14 protein-coding genes are annotated in these 16673 nt (G+C 44.1%); 7 read left to right on the top strand and 7 right to left on the bottom strand.

Annotation, left to right across the window (positions count from 1 at the left end; all coding sequences use genetic code 11):
• Nucleotides 1-42 precede the first annotated feature (42 nt).
• The 3 genes from ubiE to RH96_RS07415 all read left to right on the top strand — a co-directional run bounded on the left by ubiE (nt 43) and on the right by RH96_RS07415 (nt 3742).
• Nucleotides 43-1161 (top strand): bifunctional demethylmenaquinone methyltransferase/2-methoxy-6-polyprenyl-1,4-benzoquinol methylase UbiE, encoded by a 1119-nt coding sequence (gene ubiE / locus RH96_RS07425; RefSeq protein WP_010199307.1) that lies wholly within the window; start codon nt 43-45, stop codon nt 1159-1161.
• A 98-nt stretch (nt 1162-1259) separates the two neighbouring features.
• Nucleotides 1260-1964 carry an SCP2 domain-containing protein gene (locus RH96_RS07420; protein ID WP_010199305.1) on the top strand — a complete coding sequence of 235 codons (705 nt, stop codon included), beginning with the start codon at nt 1260-1262 and terminating at the stop codon, nt 1962-1964.
• 116 nt (nt 1965-2080) lie between these two features.
• Nucleotides 2081-3742, top strand: a complete 1662-nt coding sequence (locus tag RH96_RS07415) for an ABC1 kinase family protein (protein WP_010199302.1) — start codon at nt 2081-2083, stop codon at nt 3740-3742.
• 121 nt (nt 3743-3863) lie between these two features.
• On the opposite strand, the gene ruvB is transcribed toward RH96_RS07415, so the two are convergent.
• The 5 genes from ruvB to RH96_RS07390 all read right to left on the bottom strand — a co-directional run bounded on the left by ruvB (nt 3864) and on the right by RH96_RS07390 (nt 9022).
• On the bottom strand, nt 3864-4844 hold the full coding sequence (ruvB, locus tag RH96_RS07410; RefSeq protein ID WP_026037210.1) for a Holliday junction branch migration DNA helicase RuvB: 981 nt from the start codon (nt 4842-4844) through the stop codon (nt 3864-3866).
• A 175-nt stretch (nt 4845-5019) separates the two neighbouring features.
• Nucleotides 5020-5643 carry a Holliday junction branch migration protein RuvA gene (gene ruvA, locus RH96_RS07405; protein WP_010199297.1) on the bottom strand — a complete coding sequence of 208 codons (624 nt, stop codon included), beginning with the start codon at nt 5641-5643 and terminating at the stop codon, nt 5020-5022.
• An 84-nt stretch (nt 5644-5727) separates the two neighbouring features.
• Entirely contained in the window at nt 5728-6765 is a 1038-nt protein-coding gene (gene fba, locus RH96_RS07400; protein ID WP_010199294.1) for a class II fructose-bisphosphate aldolase, read from the bottom strand.
• 407 nt (nt 6766-7172) lie between these two features.
• Entirely contained in the window at nt 7173-7559 is a 387-nt protein-coding gene (locus tag RH96_RS07395) for a hypothetical protein (protein WP_010199292.1), read from the bottom strand.
• Nucleotides 7560-7816: 257 nt separating this feature from the next.
• Nucleotides 7817-9022, bottom strand: a complete 1206-nt coding sequence (locus RH96_RS07390; protein WP_010199289.1) for a phosphoglycerate kinase — start codon at nt 9020-9022, stop codon at nt 7817-7819.
• 422 nt (nt 9023-9444) lie between these two features.
• On the opposite strand from RH96_RS07390, the gene RH96_RS07385 reads away from it, so the two are divergent.
• On the top strand, nt 9445-9774 hold the full coding sequence (locus RH96_RS07385; protein ID WP_010199286.1) for a TraR/DksA family transcriptional regulator: 330 nt from the start codon (nt 9445-9447) through the stop codon (nt 9772-9774).
• 78 nt (nt 9775-9852) lie between these two features.
• Here the strand turns inward: RH96_RS07385 and RH96_RS07380 are convergent, their stop codons facing one another.
• Together RH96_RS07380 and RH96_RS07375 are read right to left on the bottom strand one after the other, a co-directional pair.
• The gene (locus RH96_RS07380) at nt 9853-10524 is read right to left on the bottom strand and encodes a thiamine phosphate synthase (protein WP_010199284.1); all 672 of its coding nucleotides are present in this window, start codon (nt 10522-10524) and stop codon (nt 9853-9855) included.
• 115 nt (nt 10525-10639) lie between these two features.
• Nucleotides 10640-11734 (bottom strand): serine hydrolase, encoded by a 1095-nt coding sequence (locus RH96_RS07375; RefSeq protein WP_010199283.1) that lies wholly within the window; start codon nt 11732-11734, stop codon nt 10640-10642.
• 401 nt (nt 11735-12135) lie between these two features.
• On the opposite strand from RH96_RS07375, the gene RH96_RS07370 reads away from it, so the two are divergent.
• From RH96_RS07370 to RH96_RS07360, 3 genes are all read left to right on the top strand, one after another.
• Nucleotides 12136-12771: a response regulator gene (locus RH96_RS07370; RefSeq protein WP_010199282.1), complete on the top strand. Its 636-nt coding sequence runs from the start codon at nt 12136-12138 to the stop codon at nt 12769-12771.
• Between the two features lie 33 nt (nt 12772-12804).
• Nucleotides 12805-14616 (top strand): sensor histidine kinase, encoded by a 1812-nt coding sequence (locus RH96_RS07365; protein ID WP_010199281.1) that lies wholly within the window; start codon nt 12805-12807, stop codon nt 14614-14616.
• 288 nt (nt 14617-14904) lie between these two features.
• Nucleotides 14905-16599, top strand: coding sequence for a sigma-54-dependent transcriptional regulator (locus RH96_RS07360; RefSeq protein WP_010199280.1), 1695 nt, complete (start codon nt 14905-14907; stop codon nt 16597-16599).
• The last annotated feature ends 74 nt before the right edge of the window (nt 16600-16673 follow it).

Raw genomic sequence — 16673 nt, 5'->3', positions numbered from 1 at the left:
TCTCAAATAAATAATCATAAAAGTGAACAATAGGATAATGCAATGACCGATGATACCAATAATAACACTGCCCACTCTGACCAAAAGCTACCGACCAACACCACAACTAATGGTCATTTACAAGATAAATTGGTCAGAGACAGTATCACTCACAGTCAAAATATCACTGCACAAGTAAAAGCGCGTCAAAGTCCTGTGCCTAATGCGACGACTGATACTGGTATTGATGCTAGCGTCAAAAAAAGTAATGATTTTACGCAAGTCCAAGACTTGCCAACTGGAACGCCACAAGGCCAACAAACCACTATGTCAAACAACCCTACAAACAATAGCGCCGCTGCACAAGAGCAGACCGCTAAGCAAACGCTTTTTAACCAGCGTGATGACATTAATAACCCGCACACACTCGACACTGACGGTAATGAGCAAACGCATTTCGGTTATAAAACAGTCAACAAAGCAGAAAAACAAGCACGTGTTGCCGACGTTTTTACCTCAGTCGCCAAAAAATACGACATTATGAATGACTTGATGTCTTTTGGTATTCATCGCTTATGGAAGCGTTATGCCATTAGCTTATCAGGCGTACGTGCGGGTCAGCATGTGCTTGATATCGCTGGCGGTACGGGAGACTTGGCCAAAGTCTTTAGCCGTGAAGTCGGTCGCAACGGTAAAGTCGTGTTATCTGATATCAATGCGGCAATGTTAGAAGTTGGTCGTGAGCGCTTGATTAATGCTGGCTGCAATAATGTCGATTTTGTACTTGCCAATGCGGAAACATTAGCACCATTTGATGACAATAGCTTTGATTTGCTTACCATTAGCTTTGGTCTGCGTAATGTCACGGACAAAGATGCTGCCCTAAAATCTATGTATCGCGTGCTGAAACCAGGTGGTCGCTTATTGATTTTGGAATTCTCAAAACCCGTGTTTGAGCCATTATCGAAAGCCTACGATTTATATTCATTTACCGCCTTACCTATTATGGGTAAGCTGATTGCTAATGATGCTGAAAGTTACCAATATTTGGCTGAATCGATTCGTATGCATCCTGATCAGCAAACGCTGAAGCAAATGATGCAACAAGCGGGCTTTGAAAATTGTGATTATCATAACCTTACTGCTGGTATCGTCGCCGTGCATCGTGGCTTTAAAGCATAACGATAAAAGAAAAATACTAACACCCTATAGTCGTAACCACTGACCCTGACAAACCATGCGCTTTTCTAGAGGCGCTCAATTAAATATGCGAGAGCCTTATGCTGACTGTGTTACTTTTGGCTGGTGCCGAAAAGCTGATTAACCTTGCCATTGCTAGCGATGAAATCACCAAATCAGGTCTAGCACCATTGGCTGGCAAAGTGTTACGGCTGAATATGAAGTCGCCTGAGATTGATTTGGATGTGTTATTCACCCATGAACGTTTGCGTTTTGAGCCCGTCACGACTGACAGTGTGTTTGAGCCAAGTGGCCGCATGAGTGAACGCCAAAAAGCGAGTATGGAGCGCGCGCGTATCGGTCACAGTCGACCCGATTGTATCATTACCGTAGACAATCCAGCCCAGCTGCTCAATCTAATGCGAGGCACTGAAGGTAACTTGCCTATCGCTGGTGACTATAAAGTGCTGATGCAGCTGAAACAGTTGGTGGCAGGTTTTGACCCAGATGTCGCTGGCCAGTTAGAACCCTTCATCGGCAAACCCATGGCGAGTCAGTTGCATCTGCTCATATCACAACTGAAAGGCAGTTGGCGTCATAGTGCCAAACGTGCTTTTAATGATGTCAGCGACTGGGCCAATGATGTGGCGGGCAATAGTGTCCCTGACCCCGTTGAGCTGGAAGAGGTAAATGATCTTAAGCAGCAACTGTTAAAGCTGCGTGCTGATGTCGAACGTGAAGAGGCCAAACTTGCTGCTATCAAAGAGGAGCAGGCACGTTTTATCAATAACTCGTTCCATCAATAACCCGTTTAATTAATAACAAGCAAACATTATTAATTAAACGGGTTATTGATCACATTATCTATAGATAAGCACAGCGCCTACCTTATTTTTGACTTTTCCTAGAGTACCTATACCTCATGCTATTATCCCATCGCGCCCGTTTACTTGAGCTTTGGCGTATCGCCGCAATATATCGCATTGATACGCATTTTTCTATTGAAGAGGCGCCACAGCTGCAACCTTTAGCACGTTTAATTCGCTTGCATCCAGCCGCTTGGGGTAAAAAACATCAGCCAAACGCGATTAAATACGCGCTTGAGGACATGGGTACGCTGTTTTTAAAATTAGGCCAACTACTGTCAACACGTCGTGATTTGGTACCGCCTGAGATTATTGCTCAACTGGTTCAGCTACAAGACAAGGTTAAACCATTTAACTCTGATGTGGCCATTACCCAAATCCAAGACCCTAAGCATGGCCTTGGGCAGTCTATTGGCACATTATTCGCACGCTTTGATGTCAAACCGCTAGCGGCCGCCTCTATCGCCCAAGTACACACTGCCGCCCTGCATGATGGTCGTGAAGTCGTCATAAAGGTGGTTCGTCCCGATATCCGCACCACGATTGTTTCTGACTTTGAGCTACTACGTGAATTGGCAAGCTGGGCATCCGCTCGTATTGAAGCGGCGCGTGCCGTACATATTATCGATATTGTCGAGGATTATCGGCAAGTCATGCTTAACGAGCTAGATTTGACGTTAGAGGCAGACAATACCACCCAAATGCGCAATAACTTCTTGGGTTCAGCATTAATGTATGTGCCTGAAGTCTATGATGCTGCCAAGAATGTGATGGTGATGGAGCGCATTCAAGGCGTTCCTATCTCGCAAGTTGAGATGTTCGATCAGCTTGGCTATGACCGTGCAGCACTGGCAAAAAAAGGTCTAACGATATTTTTCACCCAAGTCTTTCGTGACAATTTTTTTCATGCTGATATGCATCCAGGCAATGTATTCGTAGAGACCCCGCCTGTGCAAACACTACATGCAGGTATGGCAGCGGTCGACTTGGGTCATGAGCCACGTTATATCGGACTTGATTGCGCCATCATGGGCACCTTATCAAAAGACGATCAGCTCATTGTCGCGAGGATGTTATTGGCAGTCATGAATGACAACTTTACGGCAATGGTTGATATCGTCAGCCGAGCTGGTTGGATACCACCAAATGCAGATAAGCATGCGTTGATGCGTGATATGAAACGTACCGTCGGCCCTATGCTACAAAAATCCATTAATGACATCGACTTTGCTGGCGTATTGATGCAGATTTTGGATATCGCACGTCGCCATCATATGAGTATCCCGCCGCAGCTGATGCTATTGCTGAAGACATTAGTACACGTTGAAGGCCTCGGTCGCGATTTATATCCTGATCTTGATATTTGGTCACTTGCCAAGCCCATTTTAAGCAGTTGGATCAAAGAGCAGCTAGACCCGATGCGTAACTTACAGCAGCTACGCCAGCAATTGCCTGAGATGTTACTGTCTACCACTGATATTCCCAAGTTACTAGATCAAGGCTTACAAAGTCTTGCCTCGCAAGGCTCACGTCAAGACAGCCAACTACGTGAAATACAGCAAATTCGCGCGGACATGCTTAATGATCGCCGCCGTGATTGGCTAGCACTTGCAGGCTTTGCTATTTTCATTGCCATTGCAACGCAAGTCATTGGTTGGCTATCACCTATATTTTATATACTGGCTATTTTGGTAGTTGTTTGGCGAATTTTAGCTTAGAGACCAACTTTATCTTTTACTTTCTTAGTTCAGAAAAAGCCCCGCAACTCGAGACTTAAACAAAAAAATGCGCCTGCTTCTCATTAAAAGCAGGCGCATTTTTTATGCTAAATACTGATTACTATAACATTTGGTCAATCGCCATTTGAGTCAATACACGACCACGTGCCGTACGCAACACATAGCCTTGCTGAATTAAGTATGGCTCAATCACGTCCTCAAGTGTACCGCGATCCTCTGCCATAGCTGCTGCTACCGCCTCAACACCTGCAGGACCACCATCAAAACGCTCATGCAATATTTCAATATACCGTCTGTCTAAATGATCGAGACCACGTCTATCCACTGCCAGCATATCTAGCGCACTACCCGCAATCGCACCATTGATACTGCCATCGCCTCTGACCTCCGCATAATCGCGTACACGGCGTAGTAACCGATTGGCAATCCTTGGTGTGCCTCGGGCACGGCGTGCAATCTCCACCGCACCATCCTCACTCATAGGCACACGCATCAAGCGGGCGGCACGGCTAACAATCGTGGTCAGATCAGCGATATTGTAAAACTCTAGCCGCTGTACAATGCCAAAGCGATCACGTAGTGGTGAGGTCAATAATCCTGCTCTGGTCGTTGCCGCAACCAAGGTAAACGGTGGTAAATCAAGCTTGATAGAACGTGCAGCTGGCCCTTCACCGATCATAATATCTAGCTGAAAATCTTCCATGGCTGGGTAAAGTATTTCTTCAATGACTGAACTCAGACGGTGAATCTCATCAATAAATAGTACGTCACCCTCCTCCAAATTGGTCAGCATGGCTGCCAAATCACCTGGACGCTCGAGGACAGGCCCTGAGGTCGAGCGTAAGTTACCGCCCATTTCACGAGCAATGATATTGGCAAGCGTTGTTTTACCCAACCCTGGTGGACCAAAAATGAGCGTATGATCCAATGGCTCGCCACGACCGCGTGCCGCGCCAATAAATACTTCCATCTGCTCACGCACCACCGGCTGACCGATATATTCAGCCAACAGTGCTGGTCGAATATTGGAATCAGGCGCATCCCCTGCGCCTTCTAACGGATTAATCAAACGATCTTGCATCATAGTTTTTATCATTATATTAAAAAATTAGGTAATAAATAGCATAACCAAACGCCACCTATAAGTCATGCAAAACATCAACAGTTATATACCAAAACGAAAATAAGCGACAATTAATGTCGCTTATTTGTTTGATACTGACTGATGTAACCATTAATAGCAGTAGGAGTAAAAACTACTTAAACGTTGATAGCTGCTGTAATGTGGCTTTTAACAATCCTTGTGTATCTGCAAAAATGTCACCGTTACTTTTGGCAGCTTTGATGGCTTGCTGAGCTTCTTTTTCTTTATAACCCAAACTAATCAGAGCGCCTTCTACTTCGGCGATGATATTGTCTTCGGCAGAAATCTCAGCTGGCTGCATAGCAAACTCTAAATTACTATTATCCACTTCGATATTTTTTAGCTTATCTTTTAGCTCAATTAATAACCGTTGCGCAGTCTTTTTTCCAATACCTGGAATACGAGTTAATGCGGTTTCAGAGTCTTGCTCGACGTGCATTTTTAGCTCAGCTGCTGACATTGCAGACAGCATCGCTAGTGCCATTTTTGCCCCAACACCGTTGATTTTAATCAACTGACGAAAGACATCACGCTCTTTACGGTCAATGAAACCATAGAGCAGCTGCGCATCTTCACGCACATGGAAATGCGTCCAAATGCTTGCCTGCTCATTGAGATGTAGCTGACAAAATGAAGGCAATGGCAGCTCAATATCATAACCCACACCAGAGGTCGTCATGATACAGGCGGTTGGTGCCATTAAGTATTGCACTTGTCCGGTAATCAATCCAATCATCACTTACTACCTCTTATATGGGCTATTATATAAATAACATCAGCTACCATTTTCTGTCTGCGACGCTTGTTCAAAAAAATAGCCTTACTGGTAAAAATTCACCATACCTTCAAGGCTCGTTGGACGAATTTTATGTGCTTGACCAGCAGAACCAAAAGCTTCAAAACGATTGGTGCAGATGTCTGACATTGCGACCATAGATGCTTTGAAGTATTTACGTGGATCAAACTCGCTCGGATTTTCTGCAAGAAATTTGCGGATAGCACCTGTTGAGGCCAAGCGTAAATCGGTATCGATATTGACTTTACGTACCCCGTGCTTGATCGCTTCGACGATCTGCTCAACTGGCACACCATAAGTTTCGCCGATATCACCACCATTCTCATTGATGATTTTTAGCCATTCTTGTGGCACTGATGATGAACCATGCATCACCAAATGCGTGTTAGGAATACGAGCATGAATCTCTTTTACGCGCTCAATAGATAAGATGTCACCTGTAGGTGGACGCGTAAATTTATAAGCGCCATGGCTAGTACCAATAGCAATGGCTAGCGCGTCAACATTGGTGTCTTTCACAAATTGCTCGGCTTCGTCAGCACTAGTCAATAGTTGCTCATGATCCAATACGCCTTCAGCACCAGAGCCATCTTCTTCGCCTGCCATACCAGTCTCAAGACTACCTAAACAACCGATTTCGCCTTCTACAGAAACACCGCAAGCATGTGCCATTTTGACCACTTCACGAGTCACGCTAGCATTGTAATCGTAGTCCATTGGCGTTTTGCCATCTTCGCCAAGCGAGCCGTCCATCATCACTGATGAAAAACCCAGCTGAATTGAACGTTGGCAAATCGCTGGTGACATACCATGATCTTGATGCATTACTACTGGAATATGTGGCCATTCTTCGATGGCGGCAATGATCAAATGACGCAAAAATGCTGACCCTGCATAGTTACGTGCGCCTGCGCTGGCTTGTACGATGACAGGTGAGTCACAAGCATCCGCAGCCATCATGATTGCACGCATTTGCTCTAAATTATTGACGTTATAGGCAGGAACACCATAGCTGTGTTCAGCGGCATGATCTAGAAGTTGACGTAAGGATATTAGGGCCATAAGACGCTCTCTGATTAGATTTTGAATAGTATTTAAAAAAGCTTTATAACGATCATCCCAATGTGCAGAAGACCATACTAACGGCATAGAAAGTAATAAACGCCCAAAATATTTTGGGTATGAACGCTACGCGGTGATTATAGCAAAAATTGTTCCGTCTTCGTAGCAGTTGCCCGACTATTTGTCAGTCTACACGTCTCTTCACGTGAGTTTAATTATTATCAACTATAACACTGACACACAACGCAAAAAGCCTTGGTAATCACCAAGGCTTTTCTAGTATTTTGAGGGCTTATAAAGCAACTATCAATTAAAGCAATTATCAATGCTCGCTACTCATTCAGTGCCTCGTTCTATCAATCGATAGCACGTCACCGAATCAATAACTGACTTGCTCAGTACGATTCTTAGTACTGTTGCTCTGCTTCTACTGCGTTTTCACTGGCTTTATTTTCAACAGCAGATGCGCCATCGGCAACCACTTCAGCAGTATTGGCAACGGCTTCATTTGCGCCGACCACAACCGCTTCACCCGTGTTTTCTAGTGCATTTGCAGCGGCAACACCAGCAGTGTCAGCGCCTTCAGCAACTTCGGTACCAGCATTTTGTGCGGCAACTTCAGCTTCAGCAGCAGCAGCTTCTGTTTCAGCAGCAGCAGCGTCAGCGTTAGCAGCAGTGTCTTCAGCAGCAGAATCAGCAGCAGCTTCTGTTTTATCTTGTGTTTCTTGGCTACATGCAGTGATTGCAAAAGTACCAGCAAGTACGCTAGCAAGTAACAAATGACGTTTTAACATAATAAACCTCTCGTAAATAAAGCATGTCAAAATACATGGTTGCGCTATTCTATAGGCAGTAAATAAGACATGCAATAATAATTTTCAGTATAAAAACAAATAATTACTACTTGATAATAATTGATGACCAATTGCACTCATAGCTGTCAAATTAACAAGGTAAGAGAGCCAGTCACCATATTATTTTTATAGCCTACCTTAGATGATTGCGGTAAGTTGTACGCCTAATGTTACTGAACTGCTGAAAGTTGGTTAAATTATCGCGCTTCTATTTGCAGTGCGGCAACAGCTGGCAGCACTTTGCCTTCTACAAACTCTAAAAATGCACCGCCACCTGTTGACATGTAGCTCACGCCATCTGCAACTTGATATTTATCGATCGCTGCTAAAGTATCGCCGCCACCAGCAATCGAAAAACCTTGACTGTTTTTGACCGCATTTGCCACGATTTGAGTGCCTTGGCCGAAAGCATCGACTTCAAAAACACCCACTGGCCCATTCCACAAAATAGTCTTTGCATTGGTAATAGCATCAGCCAGTTGCTTGGCGCTTTCTGGAGCGATGTCCAATATCATGTCATTATCACCAATCGCATCAACCGACTTCGTAGTCGCAGTGGCTTTTTGTAAGGAGCCTGTAAAGTCAGCGAAATCGATCTCATTTTTATCGGCAACCACCACATACTCAGGCAGTAAAATCTCAGTTTTAGTCATAATCTCACGAGCGGTCTCAACCAAGTCCGCTTCATATAGCGAAGCACCGACACTGTGACCTTGCGCGGCTAGGAAGGTATTCGCGATACCGCCACCAACGATTATTTGCGTGCATACTTCTGCCAAGCTGTGCAAAACTTGTAATTTTGTAGAGACTTTTGAGCCACCAACAATAGCGAGCATTGGCTGCGCTGGGGTTTCAAGCGCTAGGCTCAAGGCATCAAGCTCAGCGGCTAATAGTGGCCCTGCACACACTGTTTTATCTGCTTGACGCATGGCCTGAGTGACACCCTCAGTTGAGGCTTGCGCACGGTGCGCAGTGCCAAAAGCATCCATCACAAACACATCACATAGCGATGCATATTTCTGTGCTAAATCTGCATTATTTTTCTTCTCACCCGTATTAAAGCGCACGTTTTCTAGTAGTACCACTTCACCTGCTTTAATTGCAACGCCTTCAGTCAGATAGTCATTGTTTAAACTAACTGTAGCTGCCAATTTGTCGCTTAAATAGTCAGCGACAGGTGCTAGAGAATATATGGCCTCAGGATTGCCTTCAGTTGGACGTCCCAAGTGTGAACACACAATAACGGCAGCGCCTTTCTCTAGTGCCATTTTGATGGTAGGCAAGCTGGCCTGCAGGCGCGCATCACTCGTGACCTTACCGTCTCTAATAGGTACATTCAAGTCTTCTCGAATCAATACCACTTTGTCCGTTAAGTTTAGCTCACTCATACGCAAAAAATTCATTACCTGCTCCTATGCATCATCTATTGTTAATCTACGGTGTGGCTTTTTACTAAATATCACTCAATGCTAAATATCACTGAATGACAGTTATCAAACTATTTAACCAATTATTCTTACTAATGGTCTCATGAGACTGATCTAGCAAGAATCTGAGGCGGTGTATTCTAGCAGTTTTCTAGCAAGCGCTCATAAAGAACCTATGATTAAATTTTACTAAGCAGGTTAAAAATAAGGCAAACTTACTTAATTTTTATAAAAATCAGTAACATTTCGTGGTGGTACTCAACAATCAGGCTGTTTATGATGGCATTGGTACTTATGATAAACATAAGCTTTTGCGGTATAGCGCCTATTTACGATACAGCGCCTATCAATGATAATAATTAAGTTCAACAATAAAAATAACCCATTAGGAGAATACTATGAGTATCGATCTAGCCACTGCCAAACAGACTTTATTAAAGCTAAAAGACGAGTATGAAACTCGAATCGATAAAACCGAAGATCATATTCAAAACCCACAAGATGACCTCAATGAGCATTGGGAAGATCAAGCCATCTCTTATCGTCAAAATGATATGCGTAAAAACCTCATGGGTGAAGCACGACAAAGCCTAAGCTATGTTGAGAATGCGTTGAGCCGTATTGAAAATGGGACTTATGGTGAATGTGAGGTATGTGGCAAACTGATTGAAGAAAAACGCTTGGAAGCACTGCCCTACGCCACCTTATGTATGGAACATGCAGAATAACGATTCATTTATACAATGCACTTATATTTTGAAATATCGATTTTATTTTGAAACATCGATTTCAAATTTAGAAATCAGTTATAAAGCAGGCGTCTGCCACGTACCAAGCGCCTGCTGCCATTGCTCACAGCGCTCGGCTATTTGGTATTCTGGCAAATCCATAATATCCCCAACTACTGCCACATAAGCAATCGGCAAACCTGCCAGCTCAATAACGTTTTCTGCCGTTAGACCGCCTATCACACATAACTCAATACCTTGCTGACACCCATCGACAAGCTCTCGGCGCGAGATGACATCCGCATTAGGCTTGGTTGTAGACGCAAATACTGCGCCCATCGCGGCATAACTGGCACCATCATCCTGCGCTTCTTTTACCAGCGCCACATCACCATGACAAGTGCGGCCAATAATCTGATTCGATAATAGACATTGCTTGGCCTCTCTGATATCACCATCTTCTTGCCCCAAATGAACCCCAACACCAAGCTTTGCGGCCAGCTGAATATCATCATTGATGACAACTGGGACATTGTATGTCTTTGCCAAGCGAATTATTTGTAGAGCTTCGTCATAGAGCTTGGATGCGCCATTGCTTAACGTCAATGTTTGCTTACGGCGGATTTGCAATAAGGCAATACACCCTGTGGCAAACGCGGTCTCTAATTTGCGGTATAGCAGCGCGAATTCATCATCATTGGTCAGCAAATATAACTTTGGGGCTAGTGTAGTAGTCGATGCTTGAGTCATATGGTTTTTCCTAGGGCGTGTTCTTATTTTAAAAATAATGGAGACAAAAATTCAACACAATAAAAAAGCCGTTATATTACATAACAGCCTTTTTATACCTACTAAACCCATCCGCTTACACTGTACGGCGAGTTGCCAAACTGTTTAAAATGTTCTTAGCATCACCCCAACGCGTGGCTGAGCTGTTCGCCCCTAAGATGACAATGATCGCAGGACGGTTATTCACACGTGTTTCCATTACCACACAACGACCTGCTTCATTAATAAAACCGGTTTTTGAGATGCCGATTGGATAATCGCCTGAACGTACTAGACTGCTGGTGTTGTTGGCTTTATAGGTACGGTTACCGGCTGAATAATTGGCCACGTAAAAGTCATAGCTCTTAGTCGTGGAGAAACGACGAATCACATCGTAGTTACCAGCAGCACGAACCATTTTTACCAAGTCATTTGATGAAGCAACGTTACGTTTATCGAGACCCGTTGGATCACCGAAATAAGCTGTCGTCATACCAAGCTCTTGTGACTTACGGTTCATCGCTCGTATAAAGGCATCATAGCCACCTGGATAGTTACGCGCTAGGCTTTTGGCAGCAGGGTTTTCAGATTTCATTAATGCCATTAACAGCATTTCAGCACGGTTCAAACGATCGCCTGATTTTAACCGCGAACTTGCACGCTTAGGACCGACGAAATCTTCAGGATCGAGGGTGATCTCTTCTCTCATATCGAGACCTGCATCCAACACCACCATTGCCGTCATTACCTTAGTAATACTCGCCATAGGACGGGCAACATCAGCGTTTTTCTCGTAAATAGATTCACCAGTTTCGGCATCGATCACCGCCACACTACGAGAGTCGGTGCTGATCGGAATCATACTACTGCTGCCAAAGCTCCCACGATAAGTAGTGTTATAGCTGTTGGTGTTATTGAAGCTGTTATTACTACTACCAAAACTACTGGTGTTGCTGTTGGTAATATTGGTAGTGCCATACCCATTATCGACTTTTTTGATGGCCGAGCCGTTAGACTTGTACATGATATTGCGCGCTTCGGACAAGCTATCAGCACCGCCCCAACTCATACGAGCACTCGATCCAGCATCAGCGCTACCATTAATTGTAAGTGCAGCTTGTGCAATACTGCCTAAACTCAATGAAATCATGGCAGCAACTAACTGCTGTTTGGTTAATGGTAAGTGCTTCATTCTTCCCCCTGCTGTCGCGATGCTGTTAATTAGCGAATCAGTTACATACTAATTAATAGCAACAACGTACGTAGCGTTTGTGGTTGTGTTTGTAGGTACTCACATAGAGTTTTTGTATTTTTAGTGTATCATGGTTTGCATTTAAGTTTAATGTACTAAATCAGTTAGATGAGTATTTTTTAACCTGCTTCAAATTTTGCTACATTTAAATTAGATTTTAGCAATATTAATTAACACTATAGCAATATATGATGAGAGTAGTAGTCATCACATCAGTGCGATATCATTCTATTGTAAAATAATAAAAATCATTGTTGTGGTTAATAGATATACAGATTGGTTCAGATAGTTTAACGTTCATAATGCAACCTTCATTTTGATAGACAGCAAAGAGTACAACTATGATTCGAGTATTGGTAGTAGATGATCATGATTTGGTGCGGATGGGTATCAGCCGTATGTTGGCAGACAGTGCTGATATCGAAGTCATCGGTGAAGCTGACAGCGGCGACATGGCGATTAAACTGGCCAAACAGCTGCGCCCTGATGTGATTTTACTGGACGTTAATATGCCCAATATCGGCGGGCTTGAAGCAACCAAGCGCTTGATTCAGCTCGATCTGGGTATCAAAATCTTGGCCGTCAGTAGCATGTCGGCGCAACCGTATCCATCCATGCTGATCAAAGCGGGCGTCAATGGTTATATTACTAAAGGTACGCCGCTTGATGAGATGATACGAGCGGTCAAAAAAATCTATCAAGGCGGTCGTTACTTTAGCCAAGATGTCGCTGAGCAGTTGGCTGATGTTCTCTTGTCAGATAACGCCAACTCACCTTTTGACTTATTAAGTGACCGCGAAAAGCAAGTAGCCATGATGGTGGTCAACTGCCAAAGCCCGCAGCAAATCGCTGATCAATTGTTCGTGAGTGTCAAAACCATCAATACTTATCGCTATCGCATTTATGAAAAAGTCGGCGTCGATAGTGACGTGAAATTGACTCATCTGGCTATCCGTCATGGTCTCATTCAACCGTAACCCCCTTCATACCTTTTTTATTACGGTCAATTTATGAAACTTGCGCTCAGAGCCGTCTCTGCCATCACCAATTACCTACAGCAAGATGAGACGCTGCCTCTACCACAGTTACGGAGATTGGGACTGATCTATAGCAGTTATCGATTTATCGTTAGCGTATTCTTTATGTTGATGGTGTATGTGACCGTCAAATCTGATAGTGGCTCATTATTACCAAGCTTATTGCAGCAAACAGCGCTTAGTTTCTACGTCATTATCAGTTTAATTTTGCTTGGCTTGTTTTATGTGGTGACTAAGAATCTGCGGCGGCAGCTGGCTTGTGGATTGGCATTAGACGTCATTATCTTGAGCCTTTTGCTTTATACCAATGGTGCGCCTGACTTACAGCTCACCATGCTTTATATGGTCGTCGTCGCGGCCAGCTTCATGCTACTGTACGGCTCGCAAGCACTTATTATCACTTTGCTTGCTATTATTTTCGTGATCTATCAGCAGTTTTTTTATGCCATTGCCAATAGCATGAGTTTGGCCAATTTAGGCGATGCCCTGCTGATGTCAGCAAGCTTTTTGGCGGTAGGGGTTTTGAGCTGGTCCATTTCCCAGCGCTTAGTACAAGTCGAGCAAGTCGCTGAAAATCAGGCCAAAGAAGTCGAACGACTGAACGTGATCAATCAAGAAGTCATTACCCAAATGGTCAATGGGGTCATCGTGATTGACAGACAGTATATTGTGCTGGCAAACCTAGCGGCTCATCAGCTACTCAGTATCCCTCACCCTCCGCTAGCGTCCATGATTGATGCGTCCAGTCATTTAAGATATGAGCAAAACAACCTCGAAGCTACCCTCCTCGCCGACTTTCAACAGCAGCTCAAAGAACAACATCTACAACTTATTGATGCTTGCTTGTCCGTCTCTGAAGGGCTGTCACGCAGCTTTGTTTATGAATTACCTGCGGTAGCAAATGCCTCTGTCGTCGGTAAGCTACGGGTACAAATCATCCCCCTAAAAGATAATAGCAAGCTGATCATGCTAGAAGATTTGCGCCGTGAGCAAGCCAGCGCTCAACAGTTAAAGCTGGCATCGCTTGGGCAATTGACCGCCAGTATTGCCCATGAAATCAGAAATCCGCTTGCCACTATCTCACAGGCCAGTCAACTATTGATGGAAGATGCCGTAGAAAGTGAGAGAAACAAGGCAGCAGAGCATAGTACTATCAGTTCTACTACCGACCACACAACAGCGATGACAGAGCCTGCAAATACTTATATGACGGGCAATCACGAACTGTATGAAATGATATTTTCGCAAACCAAACGCGTAAACCGTATTATTGAAGATATCTTAAAACTGTCGCGCCAGCAGGTAGCCCGTCAGCAATCAATTCTATTGGCTGATTGGCTACCACTGTTTTTGGACAATTATTTTCGAGACCATGACATTTTTTTGCGTGTATACACCAATCCCACCATCTCGTTCGACATGCATCAATTGGAACAAGTATTAATCAATTTGATCAATAACGGTCTGCGTCATAGTAGCTACGCTCACCCTCATGCTTTTGTGGAAATCGAGATTTACTGTGCTGATAACGATGTTATAATTGATATTTTAGATGATGGATTGGGCGTTAGTGGCAATGATTTACAGCATTTATTCAATCCATTCTTTACCACTGACGAAGCTGGAACGGGTTTAGGATTGTATTTATCGCAGGCGTTCTGTGAAGCCAATCAAGCCCGTTTACTCTATATTCCTGAACACCAAAAGACTTGCTTTCGCTTGATTGCCCCTGCTATCGACACCGATGGTCACGATGCTGATAAACGGCTTACTCAAGACCAGTAGCTTCTATAAAAGAGAAGGGTTGTTTGATAAAAACACGTTGATTATCACCCTTACTAGGGCGTGTCATCAATTAGTACATGGATACATTTAGTGGTCTTAAAATGGCTAAATTTAGCCAAACATCGTCAGAAATCTTGTCAATATGTTCATATTTACGGCAATTTCTTCCTTGTTTGGCTGCAATTTTCCTCATTTTAAGCCTCACAATCTAAATGATGACACGCCCTAGATAAGACAGATTGAACCCTATTTTTAAATTTTTAGCCATCGAACACAATGAGATAACGTATGACAGTAACCGCGCTAGTCGTTGATGATGAAGTAGATTTGTGCCGCTTGATGCAAATCACCCTAACCAAGATGGGCATCAAAAGCGATGTGGCTTATACATTATCGCAAGCACGCGCCTACTGGCAGCAAAACGACTATGACTTTTGTCTGACGGATCTTAAGTTACCCGATGGCTCAGGTCTAGAGCTGGTCAAGGACATCAGTAACAGCTCCAGTACACCGATCGCCGTGATTACTGCCCATGGTAGTATGGATTTGGCTATTGAAGCGTTAAAGCTGGGTGCTTTTGACTTCGTTAATAAACCGCTTGAGCTGCCACGCTTACGCCAGTTGGTTGAAAATGCGCTCAAGGTTATTCACCAAAATAACGAAGCAGAAGCCGCGCCTGAATGTTCACCCGAGCAACAGATGTTGGATAGCCGTTTAATCGGTGATTCTGCCGTCATGCATCCCCTTAAAAACACCATTTTAAAATTGGCACGCTCACAAGCGCCAGTTTTTTTATCGGGTGCGTCCGGAACAGGTAAAGAGGTGGTTGCCAAGCTGATTCATGATTTAAGCCCACGTCGAGATGGCAGTTTTGTACCGGTGAACTGCGGAGCAATCCCTTCCGAGCTGATGGAGTCGGAATTTTTTGGTCATAAAAAAGGCAGCTTTACGGGAGCGGTCGCTGATAAGCAAGGTCTGTTCCAACAAGCCAACGGTGGGACTTTGTTTTTGGATGAAGTGGCAGATTTGCCCTTGGCAATGCAAGTCAAATTACTACGCGCCATTCAAGAAAAAACCGTGCGTGCTATCGGTGATACCAAAGAGCTGCCTGTCGATATCCGTATCTTATCCGCGACCCATAAAGACTTGAACCAGCTGGTACAAAGCGGCATGTTTCGGCAAGATTTGTATTACCGTATCAATGTGATTGAACTAAAACTGCCCACGCTTAATGCTCGGCGTGATGATATTCCTGTCTTAGCCAAGCATTTTTTAGCACTGATCGCAAAAGAGTGGCAGTTGGACACCCCGCCCTCATTGACAGCAGCGGCTTGCCAGCGCTTGCAGCATCATGATTTTGCTGGTAATGTTCGTGAGCTGCGCAACTTACTCGAACGTGCCGTGACATTGGCGGAAACGTACACCATTGACGTCAGTCATCTGGGTCTAGCAGAGCTTGATACTCATCAAGAGATTAATACTCAACAAAGTCAAAATACCGATGCAACCAGTCATAAAGCGCCCACTCCCAACCCATCTAATTATAAAGAAGACGACCAAACAGCAATCACATCCGTGATTAACAAAGAAGAAATTGGTCAAACCTCGACGGTGAAGCAATCTGAGCAAGCAACGACCAATCTACATCCATATCGTACAATTACGCAGCACTACCCTTCCACGATTCAGCGGTCGATGGCCGATAGCGTCGAGCCTGATCGTAGCCCCATTTCTTCTATAGAGCAGGAATTAACAACCAGTCATGACGAGCAAACAGGGTCAAAAGAGGACTTTCAAAGCCAGTTGTTGCCTGCCAAAGGTCTAGAACACTATCTGCAAGAGCAAGAAAAAAATCTGATTATTACTGCACTTAAACAAACAGGCTGGAACAAAACCCAAGCTGCTGAACTGTTAGGAACGACGTTTCGCTCTTTACGCTATCGCATGAAAAAACTCGATATTTCTGAAGATCAGTCCGATTGATTTTAAGCATAATAATGGTGCTGGGCAATTAGAGTACGCTTAGGGCTATCCTTACCTATTTACTTTTCGTCTAC

The organism is Psychrobacter sp. PAMC 21119, assembly GCF_000247495.1.
Classification (GTDB): domain Bacteria; phylum Pseudomonadota; class Gammaproteobacteria; order Pseudomonadales; family Moraxellaceae; genus Psychrobacter; species Psychrobacter glaciei.
Note: the sequence above shows the minus strand (reverse complement) of the source record. Positions and strands in the feature narration are given on the sequence as shown.

Excerpts from the sequence above, each read along its gene's own strand:
- ubiE (WP_010199307.1), top strand. The coding sequence starts at position 43 with ATGACCGATGATACCAATAATAACACTGCCCACTCTGACCAAAAGCTA.
- RH96_RS07420 (WP_010199305.1), top strand. The coding sequence starts at position 1,260 with ATGCTGACTGTGTTACTTTTGGCTGGTGCCGAAAAGCTGATTAACCTT.
- RH96_RS07415 (WP_010199302.1), top strand. The coding sequence starts at position 2,081 with ATGCTATTATCCCATCGCGCCCGTTTACTTGAGCTTTGGCGTATCGCC.
- ruvB (WP_026037210.1), bottom strand. The coding sequence starts at position 4,844 with ATGCAAGATCGTTTGATTAATCCGTTAGAAGGCGCAGGGGATGCGCCT.
- ruvA (WP_010199297.1), bottom strand. The coding sequence starts at position 5,643 with ATGATTGGATTGATTACCGGACAAGTGCAATACTTAATGGCACCAACC.
- fba (WP_010199294.1), bottom strand. The coding sequence starts at position 6,765 with ATGGCCCTAATATCCTTACGTCAACTTCTAGATCATGCCGCTGAACAC.
- RH96_RS07395 (WP_010199292.1), bottom strand. The coding sequence starts at position 7,559 with ATGTTAAAACGTCATTTGTTACTTGCTAGCGTACTTGCTGGTACTTTT.
- RH96_RS07390 (WP_010199289.1), bottom strand. The coding sequence starts at position 9,022 with ATGAATTTTTTGCGTATGAGTGAGCTAAACTTAACGGACAAAGTGGTA.
- RH96_RS07385 (WP_010199286.1), top strand. The coding sequence starts at position 9,445 with ATGAGTATCGATCTAGCCACTGCCAAACAGACTTTATTAAAGCTAAAA.
- RH96_RS07380 (WP_010199284.1), bottom strand. The coding sequence starts at position 10,524 with ATGACTCAAGCATCGACTACTACACTAGCCCCAAAGTTATATTTGCTG.
- RH96_RS07375 (WP_010199283.1), bottom strand. The coding sequence starts at position 11,734 with ATGAAGCACTTACCATTAACCAAACAGCAGTTAGTTGCTGCCATGATT.
- RH96_RS07370 (WP_010199282.1), top strand. The coding sequence starts at position 12,136 with ATGATTCGAGTATTGGTAGTAGATGATCATGATTTGGTGCGGATGGGT.
- RH96_RS07365 (WP_010199281.1), top strand. The coding sequence starts at position 12,805 with ATGAAACTTGCGCTCAGAGCCGTCTCTGCCATCACCAATTACCTACAG.
- RH96_RS07360 (WP_010199280.1), top strand. The coding sequence starts at position 14,905 with ATGACAGTAACCGCGCTAGTCGTTGATGATGAAGTAGATTTGTGCCGC.